The organism is Methylobacterium phyllosphaerae, from assembly GCF_001936175.1.
Classification (GTDB): domain Bacteria; phylum Pseudomonadota; class Alphaproteobacteria; order Rhizobiales; family Beijerinckiaceae; genus Methylobacterium; species Methylobacterium fujisawaense.
Map to the genome: position 1 here is coordinate 2,842,840 of NZ_CP015367.1, position 17,046 is coordinate 2,859,885.

A 17,046-nucleotide genomic window follows, 5' to 3' on the forward strand; every position below is an offset into this window, starting at 1 on the left:
GGTGCGGCCCGCCGTGCCGGTGCCCCGCCGGGGCTTCTCCCCGGCGATCCGGCCGAAGCGTGGGATCGGTCCCGAGCTCCGGGGCGCTGGCGGTGCGGCACTTCATCGGGACCGCCTCAGGCCGCGCGCACGGTGGTGAGGAAGCGCGTCATCTCCGACGCGAGTTGCTCGGCGTGTCGCGACAGCTCGCCGGAGGACGCCAGCACCTGGGTCGCCGCGGCGCCGGTGGCCTCCGAGGCCAGGGCGACACCGGCGATGCTGCTGGTCACCTCCGCGGTGCCGGTCGCCGCCTGGGCGACGTTGCGCACGATCTCCTGGGTCGCCGCGCCCTGCTGCTCGACGGCGGCGGCGATGCTGGCCGCCACCGTGTTGATCTCGCGGATGCGCCCCGTGATCGCGCCGATGGCCGAGACCGCCTCGCCCGTCACACCCTGGATGCGGCCGATATGGCCACCGATCTCGTCCGTCGCCCGGGCCGTCTGCGACGCGAGTTCCTTGACCTCGGCGGCGACGACCGCGAAGCCCTTGCCGGACTCGCCGGCCCGCGCCGCCTCGATGGTCGCGTTCAGCGCCAGGAGGTTGGTCTGGCCGGCGATGGCCGAGATCATCGCGACGACGTCGCCGATCCTCGCAACTGCCGCCGTGAGGTCCTCGACGAGCCGCGCCGTCCGGTCGGCCTCGCCGACCGCGGCCTGCGCGAGGGATGCCGATCCCTGCACCTGACGGCCGATCTCCTGAACGGAGCTGCCCAGTTCCTCGGAGGCCGCCGCAACGGTACCGACGTTCGATGCTGCCTGCTCGGCGGCCGCCGCCACGGCCGTGGATTGCGTGGCCGTCTCCGTCGCGGTCGCCGTCATCGTCGCGGCGGTGACCTGCAACTCCGTCGCGGAGCCCGAGACCATCCCGACGATGCCGCCGACGGTCCGCTCGAAGCCGTTCGCGAGGTCCATCAGGATGCGGCGTCGGTCGGCGGCGGCCGTCGCGTCGGCGCCGCGCTTCGTCTCAGCCTCTGCGGCGGCCTTCCGCGCGACCATGGCCCTGATGCCCTCGACCGCCTTGCCGACTTGGCCGACCTCGTCGCGACGGTGGGCTTCCTGGATGGCGGCGTCGATGTCGCCCTCGGCCATGCGCTGCAGGACGGCGACCAGGCGCGCCAGAGGCCGCGTCAGTCCGAAATGGACGATGGCAAACGCGATGGCCAATGCCGCGAGCAGCCCGGCGACCGCAGCGGTGACGAGGACGGTCGTCGCTCGCTCCGCGCTCGCCTGGGCCTCGGCCTTCGCCTGGGCGAGCTCGGCCGTCAGATTATCGATGCGCGGCTGGACGAGGTCGCGGACCTTGGTGCGGGCGGCGAGACCTTCGGAGAGCACGATTCTCCGCGCGGTCTCGGCGTCCCCGTCGAGAGCCGCCGCGTTCGCCCGCCCGACGATATGGAAATAGGCTTCGACGGTCTCGTGCAGCTTTTGATTGATCGCCCGCCGCTCAGGCGAATCGGACAGAGCGATCAGCCTGTCGACGGCCACGAAGGCGTGTCTCACGGCCTCGTCGTAGCGTGATCGGTACGTGGCTATCTCCGGCGGCCGGTCCTCGATGAGAATATTGCGACTCTGAACCGTCGCCTCGAGAATGTTCGTGCGGACATTCAGGATGTTCTCAAGTCGACTGGACTGAACGTCGACGATGTGCCGGGTCTTCTCACTCAGTTCGTCGAAGACGCCGTGCGCGCGATACACAAGGCCGGCCGCGACGGCGGCCACCAGCAGCAGCGGGATCGTGACCTTTGTAACAATCCTGACATCGGAAAGGCGCGACATGTACTGCTGATCCACTGTTTTCAATTTTTGGCATGGCCGCAATTAAAGCCGCCTTGCTGGCGGCCGCGCTCTGGAGGCATTCTCAGCGCCATAAGCGACGTTTTCTCTCATTTGGGCGTCGACGGAGGTCACGAGGCGCGGGCCATCGACAGGACCGGCCGCGCGACGGAGGTCGGGCTCCTCTCGAGGGTCGGCGCGGGCGCCTGCGTGGCCGGACTCCCATCCGGGTCGCCGTCGCCTGCAGGCGGCGGCGTCCCCTCGATCCGCGCGATGAGCGCCGCGACCTCGTGGACCGGGCGCGCCGGGCTGTAGAGGAAGCCCTGCGCGATGTCGCAGCGCTTGTCCCGGAGGACGTCCAGTTGCTGGCGGGTCTCCACGCCCTCCACCGTGACGCTCATCGACAGGGCCCGCGCCATCCGGGCGATGGCCTCGACCACGGCGACCTTCTCGGGCCGCCCCTGCAGGTCGCGCACGAAGGAGCGGTCGACCTTCACCTTGTCGAACGGGAATTCGGTCAGGTAGCTCAAGCTCGAATAGCCCGTGCCGAAGTCGTCCAGCGCGATGCGGACGCCCGTCGCGCGCAGGCGCTTCAGGTTCTCCAAAACCTCCGGACCGTGGTCGAGCAGCACCGACTCGGTGATCTCGATCTCCAGCCGCTCCGGCGCGAGGCCGGTCTCGCGGAGAATGGCCGCGACCTCCGCGTGAAAGCCCGGCATGCGCACGTGGATGGAGGATATGTTCACCGCGATCTTCAGGTCGGGCCAGGCACGGGCGTCGGTGCAGGCGCGGCGCAGCGCCCAGCGGCCGATCTCGACGATGAACCCGGTCGCCTCGGCGATGGGGATGATCTCCCCCGGCGAGACCCAGCCGTGTCCGGGCTTGTTCCACCGCAGCAGCGCCTCGAAACCGGCGACGCGCCCGGTCTTCATATCCACCAGGGGCTGGTAGTGCAGCTCCATCGCGTCCGCCGCCAGGGCCGCGCGCATGTCCAAGTCGAACTGCCGTTGGCGGACGACCCGCCCCTCCAGCGACGGGTCGAAGGTCCGCCAGCAGCCCTTGCCGCCGGCCTTGGCGGCGTAGAGGGCCAAGTCGGCGCGCATGAGCAGGGCGGCCGGCTCGATGGCGTCGTCCGGCACGTAGGCGATGCCGACGCTGACGCCGACCTCCAGCCGGGCCTCGTCGATCTGGAACGGGCGGCGCAGGTCGGCCACCACGCGCGCGGCGAGGGACTCGGCCGCGGGCCGACCGAGGTCCCGGACGATCATCGCGAACTCGTCGCCGCCGAGGCGGAACAGGCCGTGTGGGTCGCCGATGGCGAGCAGGCGCGCCGTGACCTCTCGCAGCAGTCGGTCGCCGACGAGGTGGCCGCGGCTGTCGTTGACGGCCTTGAAGCCGTCGAGGTCGAGATAGAACAGCGCGCTCGGGCTCCCGGCCGTGCCGACCTCGCGGCAGAGCGTTTCCAGCGTGTCCTGGAAGCCGCTGCGGTTCGGCAGTCCCGTCAGGCTGTCGTGACCCGCCAGGAAGGCGATGCGGGCCTGCGCCTCCCGACTCTCGGTGGCGTCCGACCCCACGCCGCGATAGCCCGCGAACGCCCCTTGCGCGTCGAGGACGGGCTTGCCGTTGAGCGTGATCCAGCGCGTGCCGTTCGCGGTCCGGAGCCGGACGGTTCTGTCGCGGAAGGGTGCGCGCGCCGCGATCGCCGCGGCGACCGCCTGGACGTCCGCGCCGTCGCCGTCCGGGTCGGCGAACGCCTGCAGAAGCGCAGGCAGCGTCCGGTGGCGCAGCCCGGCGGCCTCGACGCCGAGCAGGGCGGCGATAGCGCCGCGGGCCTGCCGGAGCCGCCCGACCGTGTCGGTTTCCCAAAGCCAGTCACTCGTGCCCTCGGCGAAGTCCTTGAGCAGGAACCCGATGGTCTCGCTCTGCGCCTGCACCATGACGCGGTCGCGGATGCGCTGGTACGAGTGCCGACACATCCGACGCGCGCTCACGAACACGAAGGCCGCGTACATCGACAGCAGGACAGCGACATACTGGCCGATCGGGCTCTCGCAACCGGCGAGCCCGACGAACATGCCGGCCACGACCGGCGCCACGGCGAGGAGCGCCAGGGAGAAGATCGGGCCCGCGACGTAGGCGTGCGAGATCAGGGCGGCGCAGACGGCCCCGACCACGATCCGGTAGGCGTTGTCGACGGATGGTAACAGGATCGCCGGCATGCTCGCCCAGGCGAGCCCTCGGCCGAGTGCGAGGCCGTGAAGGACCGCGAAGGCCTCGCGGGCGGTCGACCGATCGCCGAGGCGGCCGCGATAGCGTCGCATGGCGATCAGGGCCGCCGCGCAGAGCGCGGTCACCGCCACCGCGAGACCGGATAGGTAAGCGTGCGAGGCGATGCCCCAGAAGATGGCGGCCAGCGCGAGCACGACGGCGGCCTGGGTCACCGCCGAGTATCTGCCGAGCTGCAGTGTCTCGGCGAGCATCGTCGCGCGTGTCGCCTCGCGCAAGCGCGCCTCCTCGTCGGGCAGGTGCACCGCGTCGTCGGCGTCCATCGGCAGGATGATTTCACTCATGGCCGGGCCCGTCCGAGTACGTCGAAGTGTCGGCATCGGCGACGATCACCGCGCCGTCGCGGTCGAAAGCCGTCAGCGCCCGCGCGGGGTCGAGCATGCTCGACTTCACCTTGAGTTCGGCATTCGACAGCGACATCGACGCATCCAGGCAGGAGACGCCCCTTCGCGTCTCGCCCGCGAGGATGAACGTCCCGGACTGCCAGAGTCTCAAGCCGATCGACGGAATTCGGGTGCGACCGAAGATGCGAGGGCGGTATTTCCTGTCATTTCTTTGCGCATTCTCCGACCTGTCGGCCGCGTGGAATTTTCTGTTTCATTTCGCTGCATATTCGTCGCACGTCCCCGGACAATCGAATTTCGAAAGCTGATATCGACCAAATAAACCGGCGCACTCCGACAGGGGTACTTTTTCCTAGAAGTTCGATTGACTGCGAGGCACTGACAATCGCCATCGGATGTCAGTCAATATGGGGCGAATGCTGTCTTCTTAACGTCCCGATCGCCGCGATAATGGCATGCTGCAGCTCACGAGATGGAACGTTGGCGACCGAGGTGAGGCGATGCCGACACGGGCACTGATGCGTCCGCAGGCGACGACCGAGGCCGGCGCCGCCCCGCGCGGCTTCTCCTCGCGCCACTATCTGAAGCTGATCGAGGACACGGGCAAAGTGGGCTTCTGGTCAGCGGACCTGCGCTCCGAGCGGCTGGACGCATCGCCGGGCCTCTACCGGATCCTGGGCCTCGACCCGACCACCGAGATGACCTTCGGCTTCGGGCTCGACATGATCCATCCGGAGGATCAAGCCGCGCACGGTGACCAGATCGCTGTGCTGCGCTCCGGTCAGCCGGTCAGTCGCGAGTTCCGCATCATCCGGCCGGACCGGACCCAGCGCTGGCTCCTGCACCACGCCGAGGTCATGCTGGGTGCGGACGGGCGCCCGAGCCAGGGCATGGGCGTCGTGTTCGACGTCACGGCGCAGCACGAGACCATGAACGCGCTCATGCAGCGGCATGACCGCCTGAACGCGCTGATCGCCGCGACGGCAGCGGTCTTCTGGGTCAATAAGGCGAACGGTGAGCCCAGCGAGATGCCGCAGTGGATGGCCCTGACCGGTCAGTCCCACGCGCAGATGCAGGGTCTGGGCTGGCTCGACGCCGTCCACCCGGACGACCGCTCCCGCACGCTCGCGGCCTGGACCACGGCTGTGGAGCACACGGCGCCCTACAACACGGACTATCGCGTCCTGTGCGCGGACGGAATCTATCGCTGGTTCAACGCCCGCGGCGCGCCGGTCCTCAACAAGGACGGCTCTGTCCGCGAATGGGTCGGCGTCTGCCTCAACGTTCCGGGACGTACCCGCTACGGGGCGTCACCGCCCGAGGCTGCACTGCAGCAGAAAACCGTGTCGACCGCGCCCGCCGACGAGACCCTGATCCCGAGCCAAATCCGCGCGGCCCGTGCGATCACGGGCCTTTCTAAGGATGATCTTGCCGCGTTGGCCAATGTCTCGGTCTCGACACTCAATCGGCTGGAGGACCCAGCCTCGGCCGTTCGGTCGCGCTCGGACACTTTGCTCGCCGTGCGTCGTGCCCTGGAAGAGGCGGGCGTCGCATTCATCTTCGAGGCAGGCAAGAAGCCCGGCGTCCGCGAGGCGTGACTGCGCGTCAGACCATCCAGAACTGGGTTGCGGAGGCTGACCGCAGCGAAGGCCGCCGCGCGGCCAAGCCGGCGACGGCCGATCCCAGCTTGACCGCGCCCGAGCGGGACGAACTCGTCCGGCTGCGGCGTGAGAACCGACAGCTGAAGGTGGAGCGCGACATCCTCTCGCTCGCGACGGCCTGGTTTGCGAAGGAGACCGGAGTTCTGCCGTAGGGGTCTTCCGGTTCATGAGCGCGAACCAGGCCGACTTCCTGGTCGCCGCCATGGCCCGCGCCCTCGGCGTGTCGATGGGCTTCTCCACCCTCGAATGCGAGTTGCTGGCTCGCCGTCCGCCTCCGCGCGCAGACCGAGGCACGGATGGCGGTCTTCAGCTCCATCGAGGGCTTCTGCAATCCGCTGCGCCGTCACTCGGCGCTCGGCGACCGCTCACCCGTCGTCGACGAGCAGAAAAAGGGGTTAGAACCGACGATCGCGACCCTGCTCTCCCAAGCCCCCTAACCGTCCACAGAAACGCGGCAATCCCAGCTCGGAATTCTCTATCTCCTTGCTCGCCGGCGCCAAGCTCTTGCCTGGGACGGTCCGAACCTCGATCTGGCGCAGCTTCAGCACCATCTGTTGCGCGCTCGTCTTCTGGCCTCGCCGCATGTCCGACTCCTCCGGTCCTGGCCGATCCCCTCAATCAGCCCGGCCCAAAGCCGGCCGGTCAGGTCACTTCGACCTGTGCGCGGCTCGGACGGGTCAGATATAGGCGGAGGCCAGGGCCGGCGAGCCTTCGAGCGCGTGGGCGAGCACTTCCAATCCGTGCGTGATCTGCTGCCGGGTCGAGGGGCCGCCGAGACAGAGACGCACCGCCTCCGGCGGCGTCCCCGCGATGCAAAACGGGTCGCTGCCGATGACGCCGAGCCCGGCCGACCGACCTTGGCTGGCGAAGGCCGAGCGCGTCCAGCCCTCCGGCAGCGTGATCCAAACGTGGAAGGCATGCGGGTCGGCAGTATAGGTCCCGGCCGGAAGCATCGCGGCCGCGATGCGCTGGCGCGCGGCCGATTCCTCGCGAACGAACTGGACGATGGCCTCCGCCGTGCCATCCATGATCCAGCGCGTTGCCAAGGCCGTCGCGATCGGCGAGGCCATTACGGTCGCGGCCCGGAGTGCACCGCCGAGCGGCAGGGCGGAACGGGCGCTCGGGGCGACCAGGAAGGCGAGGCGAAGTCCGGCACCCAGGCACTTGGCGAGACCCGCCACGTAGTAGGTGATCTCCGGAGCAAGCTCCGCAAAACTCGGTGGCGGAGTCGGGCAGATGCGCGCGTAGGCGTCGTCCTCGATGATGGTGACGGCGTATCGCCGCGCAACCGCGATAATGGCCTCGCGCCGAGCCCTGGGCAGGGTCGCGGTGGTGGGGTTCTGCAGCAACGGATTCAGGTAAATGGCCTTCGGTGCGACTTTGGTGCAGGCGGCGGCAAAAGCATCCGGGTCGACCCCGAATCGGTCCATGGGCAGATCGACGAGGCGCAGCCGCAAATGCGCGGCGAGTGCGCGGATGCCCGGATAGGTAATCCGCTCCGCGCAGATCGTATCGCCCGCCTGGGCGACCTGACCCAGTATGCTGAACAGGGCGCTGTGCGCACCGGGGCAGATCAGCAGACGCTCCCGGGGCGGGACGATTCCGCGGCCTTTCAGCCAGCGCAGAGCCGCTTCCTTATCCTCCTCGGTGCCGCCGAAGCCCTGGTAGCGCAGCAGGCTGGTGAGATCGCCGGACAGGTCCACGAACGCGGCTTGCATGCGGGCTTGCAGGGCCGGCGCGTCGGGCTCTGGGGGCAGGTTCATGGTGAAGTCGACCGGCCCGATCCGACGCGCTGCCGCCGCACCGCTCGAACGGGGCGGACGCGCCGGATCGATCACGAAGGTCCCCTGGCCGACGCGCCCCTCGATCAGCCCGCGCTTGTGGGCCTCGACGTAGCCGCGCGAGATCGTCGTGAAGTTCAGGTCGAGCGCCTCGGCGAGTGCGCGCTGGGTCGGGAGGCGCGTCCCCGCCGTCAGACGCCCGGTCCGGATGTCATCGGCCAACGCCTCTGCAATGGCGAGGTAACGAGGCTTACCCCACCGCTTCAGATCCGGCACCCAGAGTCCGACCGCACCCGTCTGCGGCTTGGGTCGTGCGTCTCGCTCCGGCGAAATCATGCGTGGCGGCCCAGATCATGATGCGATCAATGCGTGATTGTATGGCTTGCAATAGCCATACCGCGGCCATACCTCGAACACTCCCTGGGTTATTTCCATACAATCCATATAATCGCAGATCCGCGAATGCGCACGCGTTGGCGATTTTTTGTCCACGTCACGCCCATCTGGTAGGCCCCGGATACAGATCTGGCGAAGCTAAGCCGTAATTATTGATCGCATTATTGTATGAATATAACACCCGCGCTTTGTATGGCCCATTGATCGAAGATCTCTGGCACACCGCTTGCCATGAATGGACTGCGACCGCTCGAAGATCAGTCTGCCGCGGTTCGTCCATCGAGGAGAACGATCAATGCCTGCTGTGAACCGCGAGCCTCACAAGAAGGGCGATGTCCTGGTCGATTACGAGGAGAAGGTCTTCGAGGACGTCAAAGCCGAGCCGGGCCAGAAGGCGCTTGTCACCTTCCACACCGTCGCGTTCGAGGGCTCCATCGGCCTCGTCAACCTGCTTCAGGCGACGCGCCTGCAGCGCAAGGGCTTCGAGACGTCCATCCTTCTCTACGGCCCGGGCATTACGCTGGGCGTCCAGCGCGGCTTCCCGAGGCTCGGCGACGAGGCCTTTCCAGGTCACCTCAACTTCAACAACCAGCTTGAGAAGTTCATGGCCGAGGGCGGCAAGGTCTATGCCTGCCGGTTCTCGACCCAGGCGCTCTACGGACACGGCGAGGCCGCCTTCATCGAAGGCATCCGCATGATCAATCCCCTCGACGTCCTCGACTGCATCCTCCTGCACAAGCGCGACAACGCCGTGATCATCGACACCTGGACCGTCTGACCGGGCCCTCGGCCCCCAATCCGGGACGTCGCATCCGGCGGCCATGCGGGACGTGGCCGCCGTCACAGCCGGAGGTTCAACCATGTCAGAGAACCGGATCGTGCGGGCTGCCGCCGTCCAGATCGCGCCGGATCTCGACCGGCCGGAGGGGACCCTGGAGCGGGTGCTGAACGCCATCGATGAGGCCGCCGCGAAGGGCGCGCGCTTCATGGTCTTCCCCGAGACCTTCGTCCCCTACTACCCCTACTTCTCCTTCGTGCTGCCGCCCGCGCTGCAGGGCGCCGAGCACCTCCGCCTCTACGAGCGCGCGGTGGCCGTGCCGGGACCCGTGACGCAGGCCGTCTCGGCCGCCGCGCGCCGCCACGGCGCCGTGATCGTGCTGGGGGTCAACGAGCGCGACCACGGCTCGCTCTACAATACGCAGCTGATCTTCGATGCGGACGGCTCCCTGAAGCTCAAGCGCCGCAAGATCACCCCGACCTACCACGAGCGCATGATCTGGGGTCAGGGCGACGGCGCCGGGCTCACCGTGGTCGAGACGGCGGTCGGCCGCGTCGGCGCGCTGGCGTGCTGGGAGCACTACAACCCCCTCGCCCGCTACGCCCTCATGGCGCGCCACGAGGAAATCCACGCGGCGCAGTTCCCGGGCTCGCTCGTGGGCCAGATCTTCGCCGATCAGATGGAGGTGACGATCCGCCACCACGCGCTGGAGGCGGCCTGCTTCGTGGTCAACGCCACCGGATGGCTCACCGACGCGCAGGTGGCACAGGTGTGCCCGGACGAGCGCCTGCGCGGCGCCTGCCGGGGAGGCAATTGCACCGCCATCGTCTCGCCGGAGGGCAAGCACCTCGCGGATCCCCTCGGGCCCGGCGAAGGCATCCTCGTCGCCGACATGGACCTCGCGCTGGTGACCAAGCGCAAGCGGATGATGGACGCGGTCGGCCACTACGCGAGGCCCGAACTCCTCAGCCTCCTCCACGACGACCGGCCGGCCTCGTTCGTGCACCAGCCGATCCATTCCCAGACCGATTTCCGGAGCCTCGACCATGAGCCGTTCTCCGCTTCCGACGAGCCGTCCCGCGTGTCCGCCGGTGGTAGCGGGCCTGGTCGGGATGCCAACGGAGCGCCTGATCAACGCGTTGCAGTCCTACGGCGTTAGGCTCGCCGACACCCGCGCCGGGGCGCCGAGCCGTCGGGGCGGGGCCGGACCGTCGGACCACAAGGCCATGACCATCGCGGGCCGCACCGTGATGGTGCCGGTCCACACCGAGGCCGCCTTCGACTCGCCCTTCCTGGTCCGTCACCCGGACGCCAACGGGGTCTCGGCGATCGAGCATGACGGCGTGGTGATCGGGCAGGCGACCTTCCCGGGCAAGCCGCGCTTCTACGCGCTCTCGACCCTCGACGGCGTGCCTTACGCGAAGATCGCCGTTCTGCACGGGCGGGACGTGCTCGCCACCACCGTGCTCCAGACCTGTATCCGCTACGCCAGTCGCACGAAGACCTGCCAGTTCTGCTCCATCGGCCAGTCCCTCGCCGCCGGTCGCACCGTCGCGCACAAGACGCCCGAACAGCTCGCCGAGGTCGCCCGCGCGGCCGTGCTCCTCGACGGCGTCAAGCACATGGTCATGACCACAGGCACCCCGAACGCGACCGACCGGGGCGCCGCCGTCCTCTGCGCGAGCGCCTTCGCCGTCAAAGCCGCGGTCGACCTGCCGATCCAGGCGCAATGCGAGCCGTCGGATGACGACCGCTGGTTCGAGCGCATGAAGGCCTCGGGCATCGATGCCCTCGGCATGCACCTGGAGGCCGTCACGCCCGAGGTCCGGGCCCGGATCATGCCCGGCAAGGCGAGCGTGCCACTGGAGCGGTACTATACGGCCTTCGAGGCGGCCGTTCCGGTCTTCGGGCGGGGCCAGGTCTCGACCTACATCCTGGCCGGCCTCGGCGACGCGCCGGCGGCGATCCTGGAGATGGCCGAGCGCCTCATCGGGATGGGCGTCTACCCGTTCGTGGTGCCGTTCGTGCCGATCTCCGGCACGCCGCTGGAGAGCCACCCGGCGCCCGGCCCCGAATTCATGCACGGCATCCTCAAACCCCTCGCGGACATGCTGGTCGGCGCAGATCTCCGCGCGACCGACATCAAGGCCGGCTGCGGTCGCTGCGGCGCCTGCTCGGCGCTTTCCACCTACGAGCGCGCGGGGGCGACCTCATGATCCTCGAACCCGTACCGCCGTACTGGCCAAGCCACTTCCGCATCAAGTTCGCCACGAATTCGTGGGAGCGGCGCGCCTGCGCGGCGCTGCGCCGCCAAGTCTTCTGCGCGGAGCAGCGCATCTTCACCGAAGACGACCGGGACGCCGTCGACGCGCACGCCATCCCGATCTGTGCCCTCTCGACGCTCGGCGGCGACGCCGATGCCGTCGTCGGCACCGTTCGCATCCACCACGGATCGGAGCGTCCCGGCGAGTGGTGGGGCTCGCGCCTGGCCGTCGCCGGACCGTTCCGCGGCACCGCCGCGCTGGGCGCCGGGCTCATCCAGGTCGCGGTCGCCTCGGCCCATGCGCGGGGCTGCACGCGGTTCCTGGCCCATGTGCAGGACCGGAACGTCCCGTTGTTCCGGGCCCTGAACTGGACGAGCCTCGAGGAAGTCGCCTTGCACGGGCGAGCCCATCACCTGATGCAGGCGGACCTCGCGGCCTACCCGCCGATGCACGATCCGGAGCACGGGCTCGTCACGTTCCGCAAGGCCGCGTGATGACGGCAGGCTTCGACCTCCAGGCCCTGGCCGGCCAGATCCGTGACGCGCGCGGCGTCGCCCATAAGCGCGACATCGATGCCGTGGTCGCGCGGCTCGGCCTGACCAGCCGGCGCGCCGCGGTGCCGGTCGGTGACGATTGTGCCGCCATACCGGATGGCGACGGCCACCTGCTGTTCGCCATCGAAGGCTTCCTCGACAGCTTCGTCGCGGCCGATCCGTATTTCGCCGGCTATTGCGGCGTCATGGTCAACCTCAGCGACATCGCCGCCATGGGTGGGCGGCCGCTCGCCGTGGTCGACGCGCTGTGGAGCCGGGATGCCGCGGCGGCGGACCCGATCCTGGCAGGCCTGTCCGCCGCTGCCACGCTCTACGGGGTCCCGATCGTCGGCGGTCACACCAACACGCGCGCCCAGGCGAGCAACCTGGCGGTCGCCGTGCTCGGCCGGGCCGGGCCGCGTTTGCTCACGAGCTTCGACGCGGCGCCCGGCGACGACCTCGTCGCGGCGATCGACCTGCGCGGACGCTTCCGCGAACCCTACCCGTACTGGGACGCTTCGACCGGCACGGCGGGCGAGCGCCTGCGCGGTGATCTCGCGTTGCTGCCGGGCCTCGCGGAGGACGGGTTCTGCCGGGCGGCCAAGGACATCAGCATGGCGGGCGTCGTCGGCACCGCCCTGATGCTGCTGGAATGCTCGAAGGTCGGCGGTGTCATCGACCTCGACGCGATCCCGCGGCCTGCGGATATACCGCTCGCCCGCTGGCTCACCGCCTTTCCGAGCTTCGGCTACCTCCTGAGCGTTCGCCCTGAGCGCACGGCCGCCGTGTGCGCGCGGTTCGCCGAACGGGGCATCGCAGTCGCCACGGTGGGTCAGCTCGATGCAAGCCGGGTCGCCCGAGTGCGCGATGCCTCCGGCGGAGAAGCCGTGGTCTGGGACTTCACGGTCAGCCCGCTGATCGGCTGCGGCCAGGACGGTTTGGATGCCGTCCGATGACGGCCCTGCGCATCGCCGTCCTGACCCACTCCACCAATCCGCGGGGCGGGGTCGCGCATTGCCTCGCCCTGGCCGAGGCCCTGTGCGCGCTCGGGCATGAGGCCGTGGTCCACGCGCCCGATCCGTCCGGGCGCGGCTTCTTTCGCCCTGCCGCCTGCCCGATGGTCTCAGTGGCCGCAAGGCCGGTCGCCGGCACGACGGTTGACCTCGTCCGGGCTCGGATCGACGATTACCTGCGCCACTTCGCGTCCCCCGCCGCCTGTGACTTCGACGTCTTTCACGCCCATTGCGGCATCGGCGGCAATGCCCTCGCGACGCTCAAGCACCGCCGCTTGATCCCCGGCTTCGTGCGCACGGTCCATCACCTCGACAGCTTCTCCGACCCGGTGCTGGCGGATTGGCAGGATCGCTCGATTCGTGAGGCCTCGCGCCTGCTCTGCGTCAGCCGCGCCTGGGCGGACCGGATCGCGGGCGATCTCGGTACGGAGATCCCCGTTGTCGGGAACGGGGTGGACCTGTCGATCTACCGAGCGATGCCGACCGAAGCCGACGCGATCGTGCGGGCGCGCTGGGGCCTCGATGGCGGGCCGATCGTCCTGAGCGTCGGCGGCTTCGAGGAGCGCAAGAACACCGCCGGGATCATCGAGGCCTTCGCGCTCCTGCGCAGTCGCCACCCGCAGGCGCAGCTCGTGGTCGTGGGCGGCGCATCGCTCCTTGATCATGCGTCCTACGGCGCCCGATGCCGCGCCGCGCTCAGCGCCCACGGACTTGTGGTCGGGCGCGGCGAGGCAGTCATCGAGACCGGGCCGGTCTCTCAGGAGGAGATGCCGGCCTTCTATCGGACGGCGGACGTTCTCGCCTTTCCCTCCTGGACGGAGGGCTTCGGCCTCTGCGTGCTGGAGGCGATGGCCTGCGGCCTTCCGGCGATCGTCTCCCGCCGGCCGCCCTTCACCGAGTATCTCCGGAGCGACGACGCCCTCTTCGTCGATCCTGGCGATCCCCGGGACATCGCCGACGCCATGACGGCCGCCCTGGCCCCGATGACCCGCGCCGGCCTGCACGCTGCCGGGTCGGCCCGGGCCGCCACCCACTCCTGGCGCGCCTGCGCCGAGCGACACCTCGCGACCTACGCGGCCTGCGCCCGCGTCGAACGGGAGCCGATCCATGTCTGAGATGCATTTCCACATCCGCTGGCCCGATGGCCGGCGCGAGGCCTGTTACTCACCTTCCCTCGTCGTGAAGGACTTCCTCGCCCCAGGCGAGAGCTACGCCCTCGACGACTTTGTCGAGAAGACCCGCACGGCCCTCAACATCGCGAGCGAGCGGGTGCGCGAGAAGTACGGCTTCGCCTGCTCGTCGGCGATGGCCCAACTCGCCCGGATCGAGGCCGCGGCGAAGCGGCAGGCCCCGGGCGGCCTCGTCACGGTCGAGACCTTCGAGCCCTGAACCAGAGCGTCCTTAGGAACATCCCGGAGTCAGAGCCATGACGTCCACGTCCCGTCACGTCCCTGTCGCCATCGTCGGTGGCGGCCAAGCCGGCCTCTCGGTCAGCTACCACCTGAAGCAGCGCGGCATCGAGCACCTCGTGTTCGAGAAGGAATCCGCGGCGCATACATGGTCCTCGCAGCGCTGGGACACGTTCTGCCTGGTCACGCCGAACTGGCAGTGTGACCTGCCGGGGCACCCCTACGATGGGCCGGATCCTCACGGGTTCATGAAGAAGGACGAGATCGTCGCCTACCTGAAGGGCTTCGTCGCCAAGGTGAACCCGCCGATCCGCGAGGGTGTCGCGGTCACACGGGTCGAACGCCGCGAAGATGGTCTTTTCTCGGTCCGGACCTCGGACGGCGACTACACGGCGAGCGAGGTCGTGGTCGCGTCGGGCGGATATCATACGCCGATCATCCCGCGCATGGCCGAGAAGCTGCCGGGTTCGGTCACGCAGATCCACTCGAACCAGTACCGCAACCCGGCGCAACTGCCCGCGGGCGCGGTTCTGGTGGTGGGATCGGGTCAGTCCGGCGCCCAGATCGCCGAAGACCTTCAGCTCGCCGGCCGCATGGTCCATCTCGCGGTCGGCGACGCGCCGCGCTGCGCCCGGTTCTACCGGGGCCGCGACGTCGTCACGTGGCTCGCCGACATGGGCTACTACGAGATGACGGTCGACAACCACCCGCTGCGCGACGGCGTCCGCGACAACACCAATCACTATGTGACCGGCCGCGACGGCGGGCGCGACATCGACCTGCGCCGCTTCGCCCGCGAGGGCATGAAGCTCTACGGCGCGTTGGACGACTACCACGACGGTACGCTGCGCTTCCGCGACAACCTCAAGCGCTCACTCGACGGGGCAGACCGGACGTACAACGGCATCAACGCGGCCATCGACAAGTACATCGCCGAGAACGACATCCAGGCTCCTGTTCAGGAGCCCTACACACCCGTTTGGGAGCCGGGTGAGCCCGTCACCGGCCTCACCCTTGCGGGCTCCGGCATCACGTCGATCATCTGGTGCATCGGCTTCACGCCGGATTTCCGGTGGCTCGATGCGTCCGTCTTCAACGGCGCAGGAAGCCCCAAGCACAAACGCGGGGTGACGAAGGAGGACGGTGTCTACTTCATCGGCCTGCCCTGGCTGCACACCTGGGGCTCGGGCCGCTTCGGCGCGGTCGGCCGCGATGCCGAGTTCGTCGCGCAAGCCATCCAGAAGCGCCTCGGTGCCGAGCGGTTCGCTCTGAAATTCGCCGTGTAGCCATCCACCCCATCCGCTTTCCGACAGTCGGTGCGATGACGCGCGGACATTGCTGCATCCCGGCTTGTAAGTCTTAGTCGCGCCACTTCCAGAGATTCGTCTTGAAATCGCCAGGGCCGGGATTCGCGTAGGCGGCTCGAAGGAAAGACGTTTCACGTCGGTCGATGCCTGTGTTCCTGCAAACGAAGCATCCTGGCCCGATCGGCCACCCGGAGCCGAATCGCGCACATCGGGCGATCATTTTATATCGACCTGCGGGATGATAGATTTTGCATCCATCTCGCTCCAGGAAAATAAATAATATCGCGACGATCGGGGCGCCAGCATCCTAGCTTGGCCATTGCCACTGCATTCGATTTGTGAGATCATTCAGCAACGTCGAATATACCGAGGGCGTTGCGATGCACAGGGCTTGGCGAATATTTTATTTGGCCATAGCCTGCGCCGCGGGGCTCGTTGCTGCGCCGGATGCACAGGCGGCGGAATATGCGCAAGGCATCTACGTTCTCGGCAACCGTGGCCCGCTCGCGGGCGTGACACCGCCGCCGGGCTTCTACTTCGAGAGCGAGACATACTACTATTCCGGCAATTTCGGCGGAAACCGCCTCTTCCAGGGCGGCGGCGTCGTCGCCGCTAACATCAAGAACGACACGAGCGCGAACTTCGTTACGCCGATCTGGGTCACGCCGTTCGAGATCCTGGGCGGCAATCTCGGCTTTTCCATCACTATTCCGTTCGGCACGCCCAATGTCAGTGCCGGGGCCGTCCTCGCCTCGCCGCGCATCGACCGCATCATTGCCGGCCGCGAGCGGGACGCCAACTTTACCGTCGGCGACATCTATCTCGCCTCGTTCGTAGGCTGGCATTCCGGCAACTTCCACTGGAGCGGCACGCTCCTCGGCGTCGTCCCGTCCGGCAGTTTCGAGAACGGCCAGCTCTCCAATATCGCACTCAATCGCCCGGCGATCGATCTCAGCGCCGCGCTCACCTACCTCGATGCGCTTCTCGGCTACGAGCTCTCGGTCGTCCCGGGCATCACATTCAATTGGATCAATCCAGCGACGCAATACCTCACTGGCACGGAGTTCCATCTGGAATGGTCGGCGTCGAAGTACTTGAGCAAGGAACTGTCGGTCGGTCTCGTTGGCTACTATTACAACCAGCTCACCGGCGACAGCGGTTCGGGCGACAGGATCGGCTCGTTCAAAGGTCGAGTCACGTCACTCGGTGCCCAGATTGGCTACACCTTCAAGCTGGGCGAAATCCCGGTCTCGACGAATGTGCGCTTCTTCCGCGAGTTCGATGTCAAGAACCGCTTCGCCGGCACGGCAACGTATCTAACAATCTCTGCGCCACTCTGGGTCGCTCCGGCACAGCAGCCGGCGGACCTTAAGCCGCTCGTGACGAAGCTCTGACGTCGGTTACGGATTATCTCTGCCCAAGAACGCGGCCACACGGGCTAGCCTCACATCCGAGGTCGATTT

General features: G+C 68.2%; 15 protein-coding genes and 2 pseudogenes. 12 read left to right on the plus strand and 5 right to left on the minus strand.

What is annotated here, in order from left to right:
- Positions 1-116: 116 nt before the first annotated feature.
- The 3 genes from MCBMB27_RS12900 to MCBMB27_RS29615 all read right to left on the minus strand — a co-directional run bounded on the left by MCBMB27_RS12900 (position 117) and on the right by MCBMB27_RS29615 (position 4,517).
- A complete protein-coding gene (locus MCBMB27_RS12900; RefSeq protein WP_043758580.1) occupies positions 117-1,814 on the minus strand; it encodes a methyl-accepting chemotaxis protein in 1,698 nt (565 codons plus the stop codon).
- 128 nt (positions 1,815-1,942) lie between these two features.
- The gene (locus MCBMB27_RS12905; protein ID WP_075380605.1) at positions 1,943-4,381 is read right to left on the minus strand and encodes a putative bifunctional diguanylate cyclase/phosphodiesterase; all 2,439 of its coding nucleotides are present in this window, start codon (positions 4,379-4,381) and stop codon (positions 1,943-1,945) included.
- Complete coding sequence (locus MCBMB27_RS29615; protein WP_158498459.1) at positions 4,374-4,517, minus strand: hypothetical protein; 144 nt, start codon at positions 4,515-4,517, stop codon at positions 4,374-4,376. The genes MCBMB27_RS12905 and MCBMB27_RS29615 overlap by 8 nt, the downstream gene beginning before the upstream one ends.
- Before the next feature lie 424 nt (positions 4,518-4,941).
- Here MCBMB27_RS29615 and MCBMB27_RS12910 point away from each other — a divergent pair, with 424 nt between their 5' ends.
- The 3 genes and pseudogenes from MCBMB27_RS12910 to MCBMB27_RS30230 form a co-directional block, all read left to right on the plus strand.
- Positions 4,942-6,039 carry a PAS domain-containing protein gene (locus MCBMB27_RS12910; RefSeq protein WP_236952963.1) on the plus strand — a complete coding sequence of 366 codons (1,098 nt, stop codon included), beginning with the start codon at positions 4,942-4,944 and terminating at the stop codon, positions 6,037-6,039.
- The gene (locus MCBMB27_RS12915; protein WP_091955328.1) at positions 6,036-6,254 is read left to right on the plus strand and encodes a hypothetical protein; all 219 of its coding nucleotides are present in this window, start codon (positions 6,036-6,038) and stop codon (positions 6,252-6,254) included. Before MCBMB27_RS12910 ends, MCBMB27_RS12915 begins: the two co-directional genes overlap by 4 nt.
- 80 nt (positions 6,255-6,334) lie before the next feature.
- Positions 6,335-6,539: pseudogene (locus tag MCBMB27_RS30230) on the plus strand (IS3-like element ISAav4 family transposase); the annotation flags it as partial.
- Here MCBMB27_RS30230 and MCBMB27_RS12920 read toward each other — a convergent pair.
- Both MCBMB27_RS12920 and MCBMB27_RS12925 read right to left on the minus strand, forming a co-directional pair.
- Positions 6,528-6,686 (minus strand): annotated as a pseudogene (locus MCBMB27_RS12920) (IS3 family transposase); the annotation flags it as partial. The pseudogenes MCBMB27_RS30230 and MCBMB27_RS12920 overlap by 12 nt on opposite strands.
- Positions 6,687-6,779: 93 nt before the next feature.
- Positions 6,780-8,219: an aminotransferase-like domain-containing protein gene (locus MCBMB27_RS12925; protein ID WP_043758585.1), complete on the minus strand. Its 1,440-nt coding sequence runs from the start codon at positions 8,217-8,219 to the stop codon at positions 6,780-6,782.
- A gap of 355 nt (positions 8,220-8,574) precedes the next feature.
- Between MCBMB27_RS12925 and MCBMB27_RS12930 the strand changes: the two genes are divergently transcribed.
- The 9 genes from MCBMB27_RS12930 to MCBMB27_RS12970 all read left to right on the plus strand — a co-directional run bounded on the left by MCBMB27_RS12930 (position 8,575) and on the right by MCBMB27_RS12970 (position 16,977).
- On the plus strand, positions 8,575-9,057 hold the full coding sequence (locus tag MCBMB27_RS12930; protein WP_012317268.1) for an MSMEG_0572/Sll0783 family nitrogen starvation response protein: 483 nt from the start codon (positions 8,575-8,577) through the stop codon (positions 9,055-9,057).
- An 82-nt stretch (positions 9,058-9,139) separates the two neighbouring features.
- The gene (locus tag MCBMB27_RS12935) at positions 9,140-10,216 is read left to right on the plus strand and encodes a Nit6803 family nitrilase (protein WP_075380607.1); all 1,077 of its coding nucleotides are present in this window, start codon (positions 9,140-9,142) and stop codon (positions 10,214-10,216) included.
- Positions 10,170-11,273, plus strand: coding sequence for an MSMEG_0568 family radical SAM protein (locus tag MCBMB27_RS12940; RefSeq protein ID WP_075381954.1), 1,104 nt, complete (start codon positions 10,170-10,172; stop codon positions 11,271-11,273). Before MCBMB27_RS12935 ends, MCBMB27_RS12940 begins: the two co-directional genes overlap by 47 nt.
- Positions 11,270-11,815: an MSMEG_0567/Sll0786 family nitrogen starvation N-acetyltransferase gene (locus MCBMB27_RS12945; RefSeq protein ID WP_043347225.1), complete on the plus strand. Its 546-nt coding sequence runs from the start codon at positions 11,270-11,272 to the stop codon at positions 11,813-11,815. Before MCBMB27_RS12940 ends, MCBMB27_RS12945 begins: the two co-directional genes overlap by 4 nt.
- Positions 11,815-12,810 (plus strand): sll0787 family AIR synthase-like protein, encoded by a 996-nt coding sequence (locus tag MCBMB27_RS12950; RefSeq protein WP_075380608.1) that lies wholly within the window; start codon positions 11,815-11,817, stop codon positions 12,808-12,810. The genes MCBMB27_RS12945 and MCBMB27_RS12950 overlap by 1 nt, the downstream gene beginning before the upstream one ends.
- Positions 12,807-13,982 (plus strand): MSMEG_0565 family glycosyltransferase, encoded by a 1,176-nt coding sequence (locus MCBMB27_RS12955; protein ID WP_075380609.1) that lies wholly within the window; start codon positions 12,807-12,809, stop codon positions 13,980-13,982. The genes MCBMB27_RS12950 and MCBMB27_RS12955 overlap by 4 nt, the downstream gene beginning before the upstream one ends.
- Positions 13,975-14,256 carry an MSMEG_0570 family nitrogen starvation response protein gene (locus MCBMB27_RS12960; protein ID WP_075380610.1) on the plus strand — a complete coding sequence of 94 codons (282 nt, stop codon included), beginning with the start codon at positions 13,975-13,977 and terminating at the stop codon, positions 14,254-14,256. The genes MCBMB27_RS12955 and MCBMB27_RS12960 overlap by 8 nt, the downstream gene beginning before the upstream one ends.
- Before the next feature lie 37 nt (positions 14,257-14,293).
- The gene (locus MCBMB27_RS12965) at positions 14,294-15,562 is read left to right on the plus strand and encodes an MSMEG_0569 family flavin-dependent oxidoreductase (protein ID WP_075380611.1); all 1,269 of its coding nucleotides are present in this window, start codon (positions 14,294-14,296) and stop codon (positions 15,560-15,562) included.
- A gap of 401 nt (positions 15,563-15,963) precedes the next feature.
- Positions 15,964-16,977, plus strand: a complete 1,014-nt coding sequence (locus tag MCBMB27_RS12970; RefSeq protein ID WP_075380612.1) for a SphA family protein — start codon at positions 15,964-15,966, stop codon at positions 16,975-16,977.
- Positions 16,978-17,046 lie beyond the last annotated feature (69 nt).

Coding starts and splice junctions, on each gene's coding strand:
- MCBMB27_RS12900 (WP_043758580.1), bottom strand. CDS start 1,814: ATGTCGCGCCTTTCCGATGTCAGGATTGTTACAAAGGTCACGATCCCG.
- MCBMB27_RS12905 (WP_075380605.1), bottom strand. CDS start 4,381: ATGAGTGAAATCATCCTGCCGATGGACGCCGACGACGCGGTGCACCTG.
- MCBMB27_RS29615 (WP_158498459.1), bottom strand. CDS start 4,517: ATGTCGCTGTCGAATGCCGAACTCAAGGTGAAGTCGAGCATGCTCGAC.
- MCBMB27_RS12910 (WP_236952963.1), top strand. CDS start 4,942: ATGCCGACACGGGCACTGATGCGTCCGCAGGCGACGACCGAGGCCGGC.
- MCBMB27_RS12925 (WP_043758585.1), bottom strand. CDS start 8,219: ATGATTTCGCCGGAGCGAGACGCACGACCCAAGCCGCAGACGGGTGCG.
- MCBMB27_RS12930 (WP_012317268.1), top strand. CDS start 8,575: ATGCCTGCTGTGAACCGCGAGCCTCACAAGAAGGGCGATGTCCTGGTC.
- MCBMB27_RS12935 (WP_075380607.1), top strand. CDS start 9,140: ATGTCAGAGAACCGGATCGTGCGGGCTGCCGCCGTCCAGATCGCGCCG.
- MCBMB27_RS12940 (WP_075381954.1), top strand. CDS start 10,170: ATGCCAACGGAGCGCCTGATCAACGCGTTGCAGTCCTACGGCGTTAGG.
- MCBMB27_RS12945 (WP_043347225.1), top strand. CDS start 11,270: ATGATCCTCGAACCCGTACCGCCGTACTGGCCAAGCCACTTCCGCATC.
- MCBMB27_RS12950 (WP_075380608.1), top strand. CDS start 11,815: ATGACGGCAGGCTTCGACCTCCAGGCCCTGGCCGGCCAGATCCGTGAC.
- MCBMB27_RS12955 (WP_075380609.1), top strand. CDS start 12,807: ATGACGGCCCTGCGCATCGCCGTCCTGACCCACTCCACCAATCCGCGG.
- MCBMB27_RS12960 (WP_075380610.1), top strand. CDS start 13,975: ATGTCTGAGATGCATTTCCACATCCGCTGGCCCGATGGCCGGCGCGAG.
- MCBMB27_RS12965 (WP_075380611.1), top strand. CDS start 14,294: ATGACGTCCACGTCCCGTCACGTCCCTGTCGCCATCGTCGGTGGCGGC.
- MCBMB27_RS12970 (WP_075380612.1), top strand. CDS start 15,964: ATGCACAGGGCTTGGCGAATATTTTATTTGGCCATAGCCTGCGCCGCG.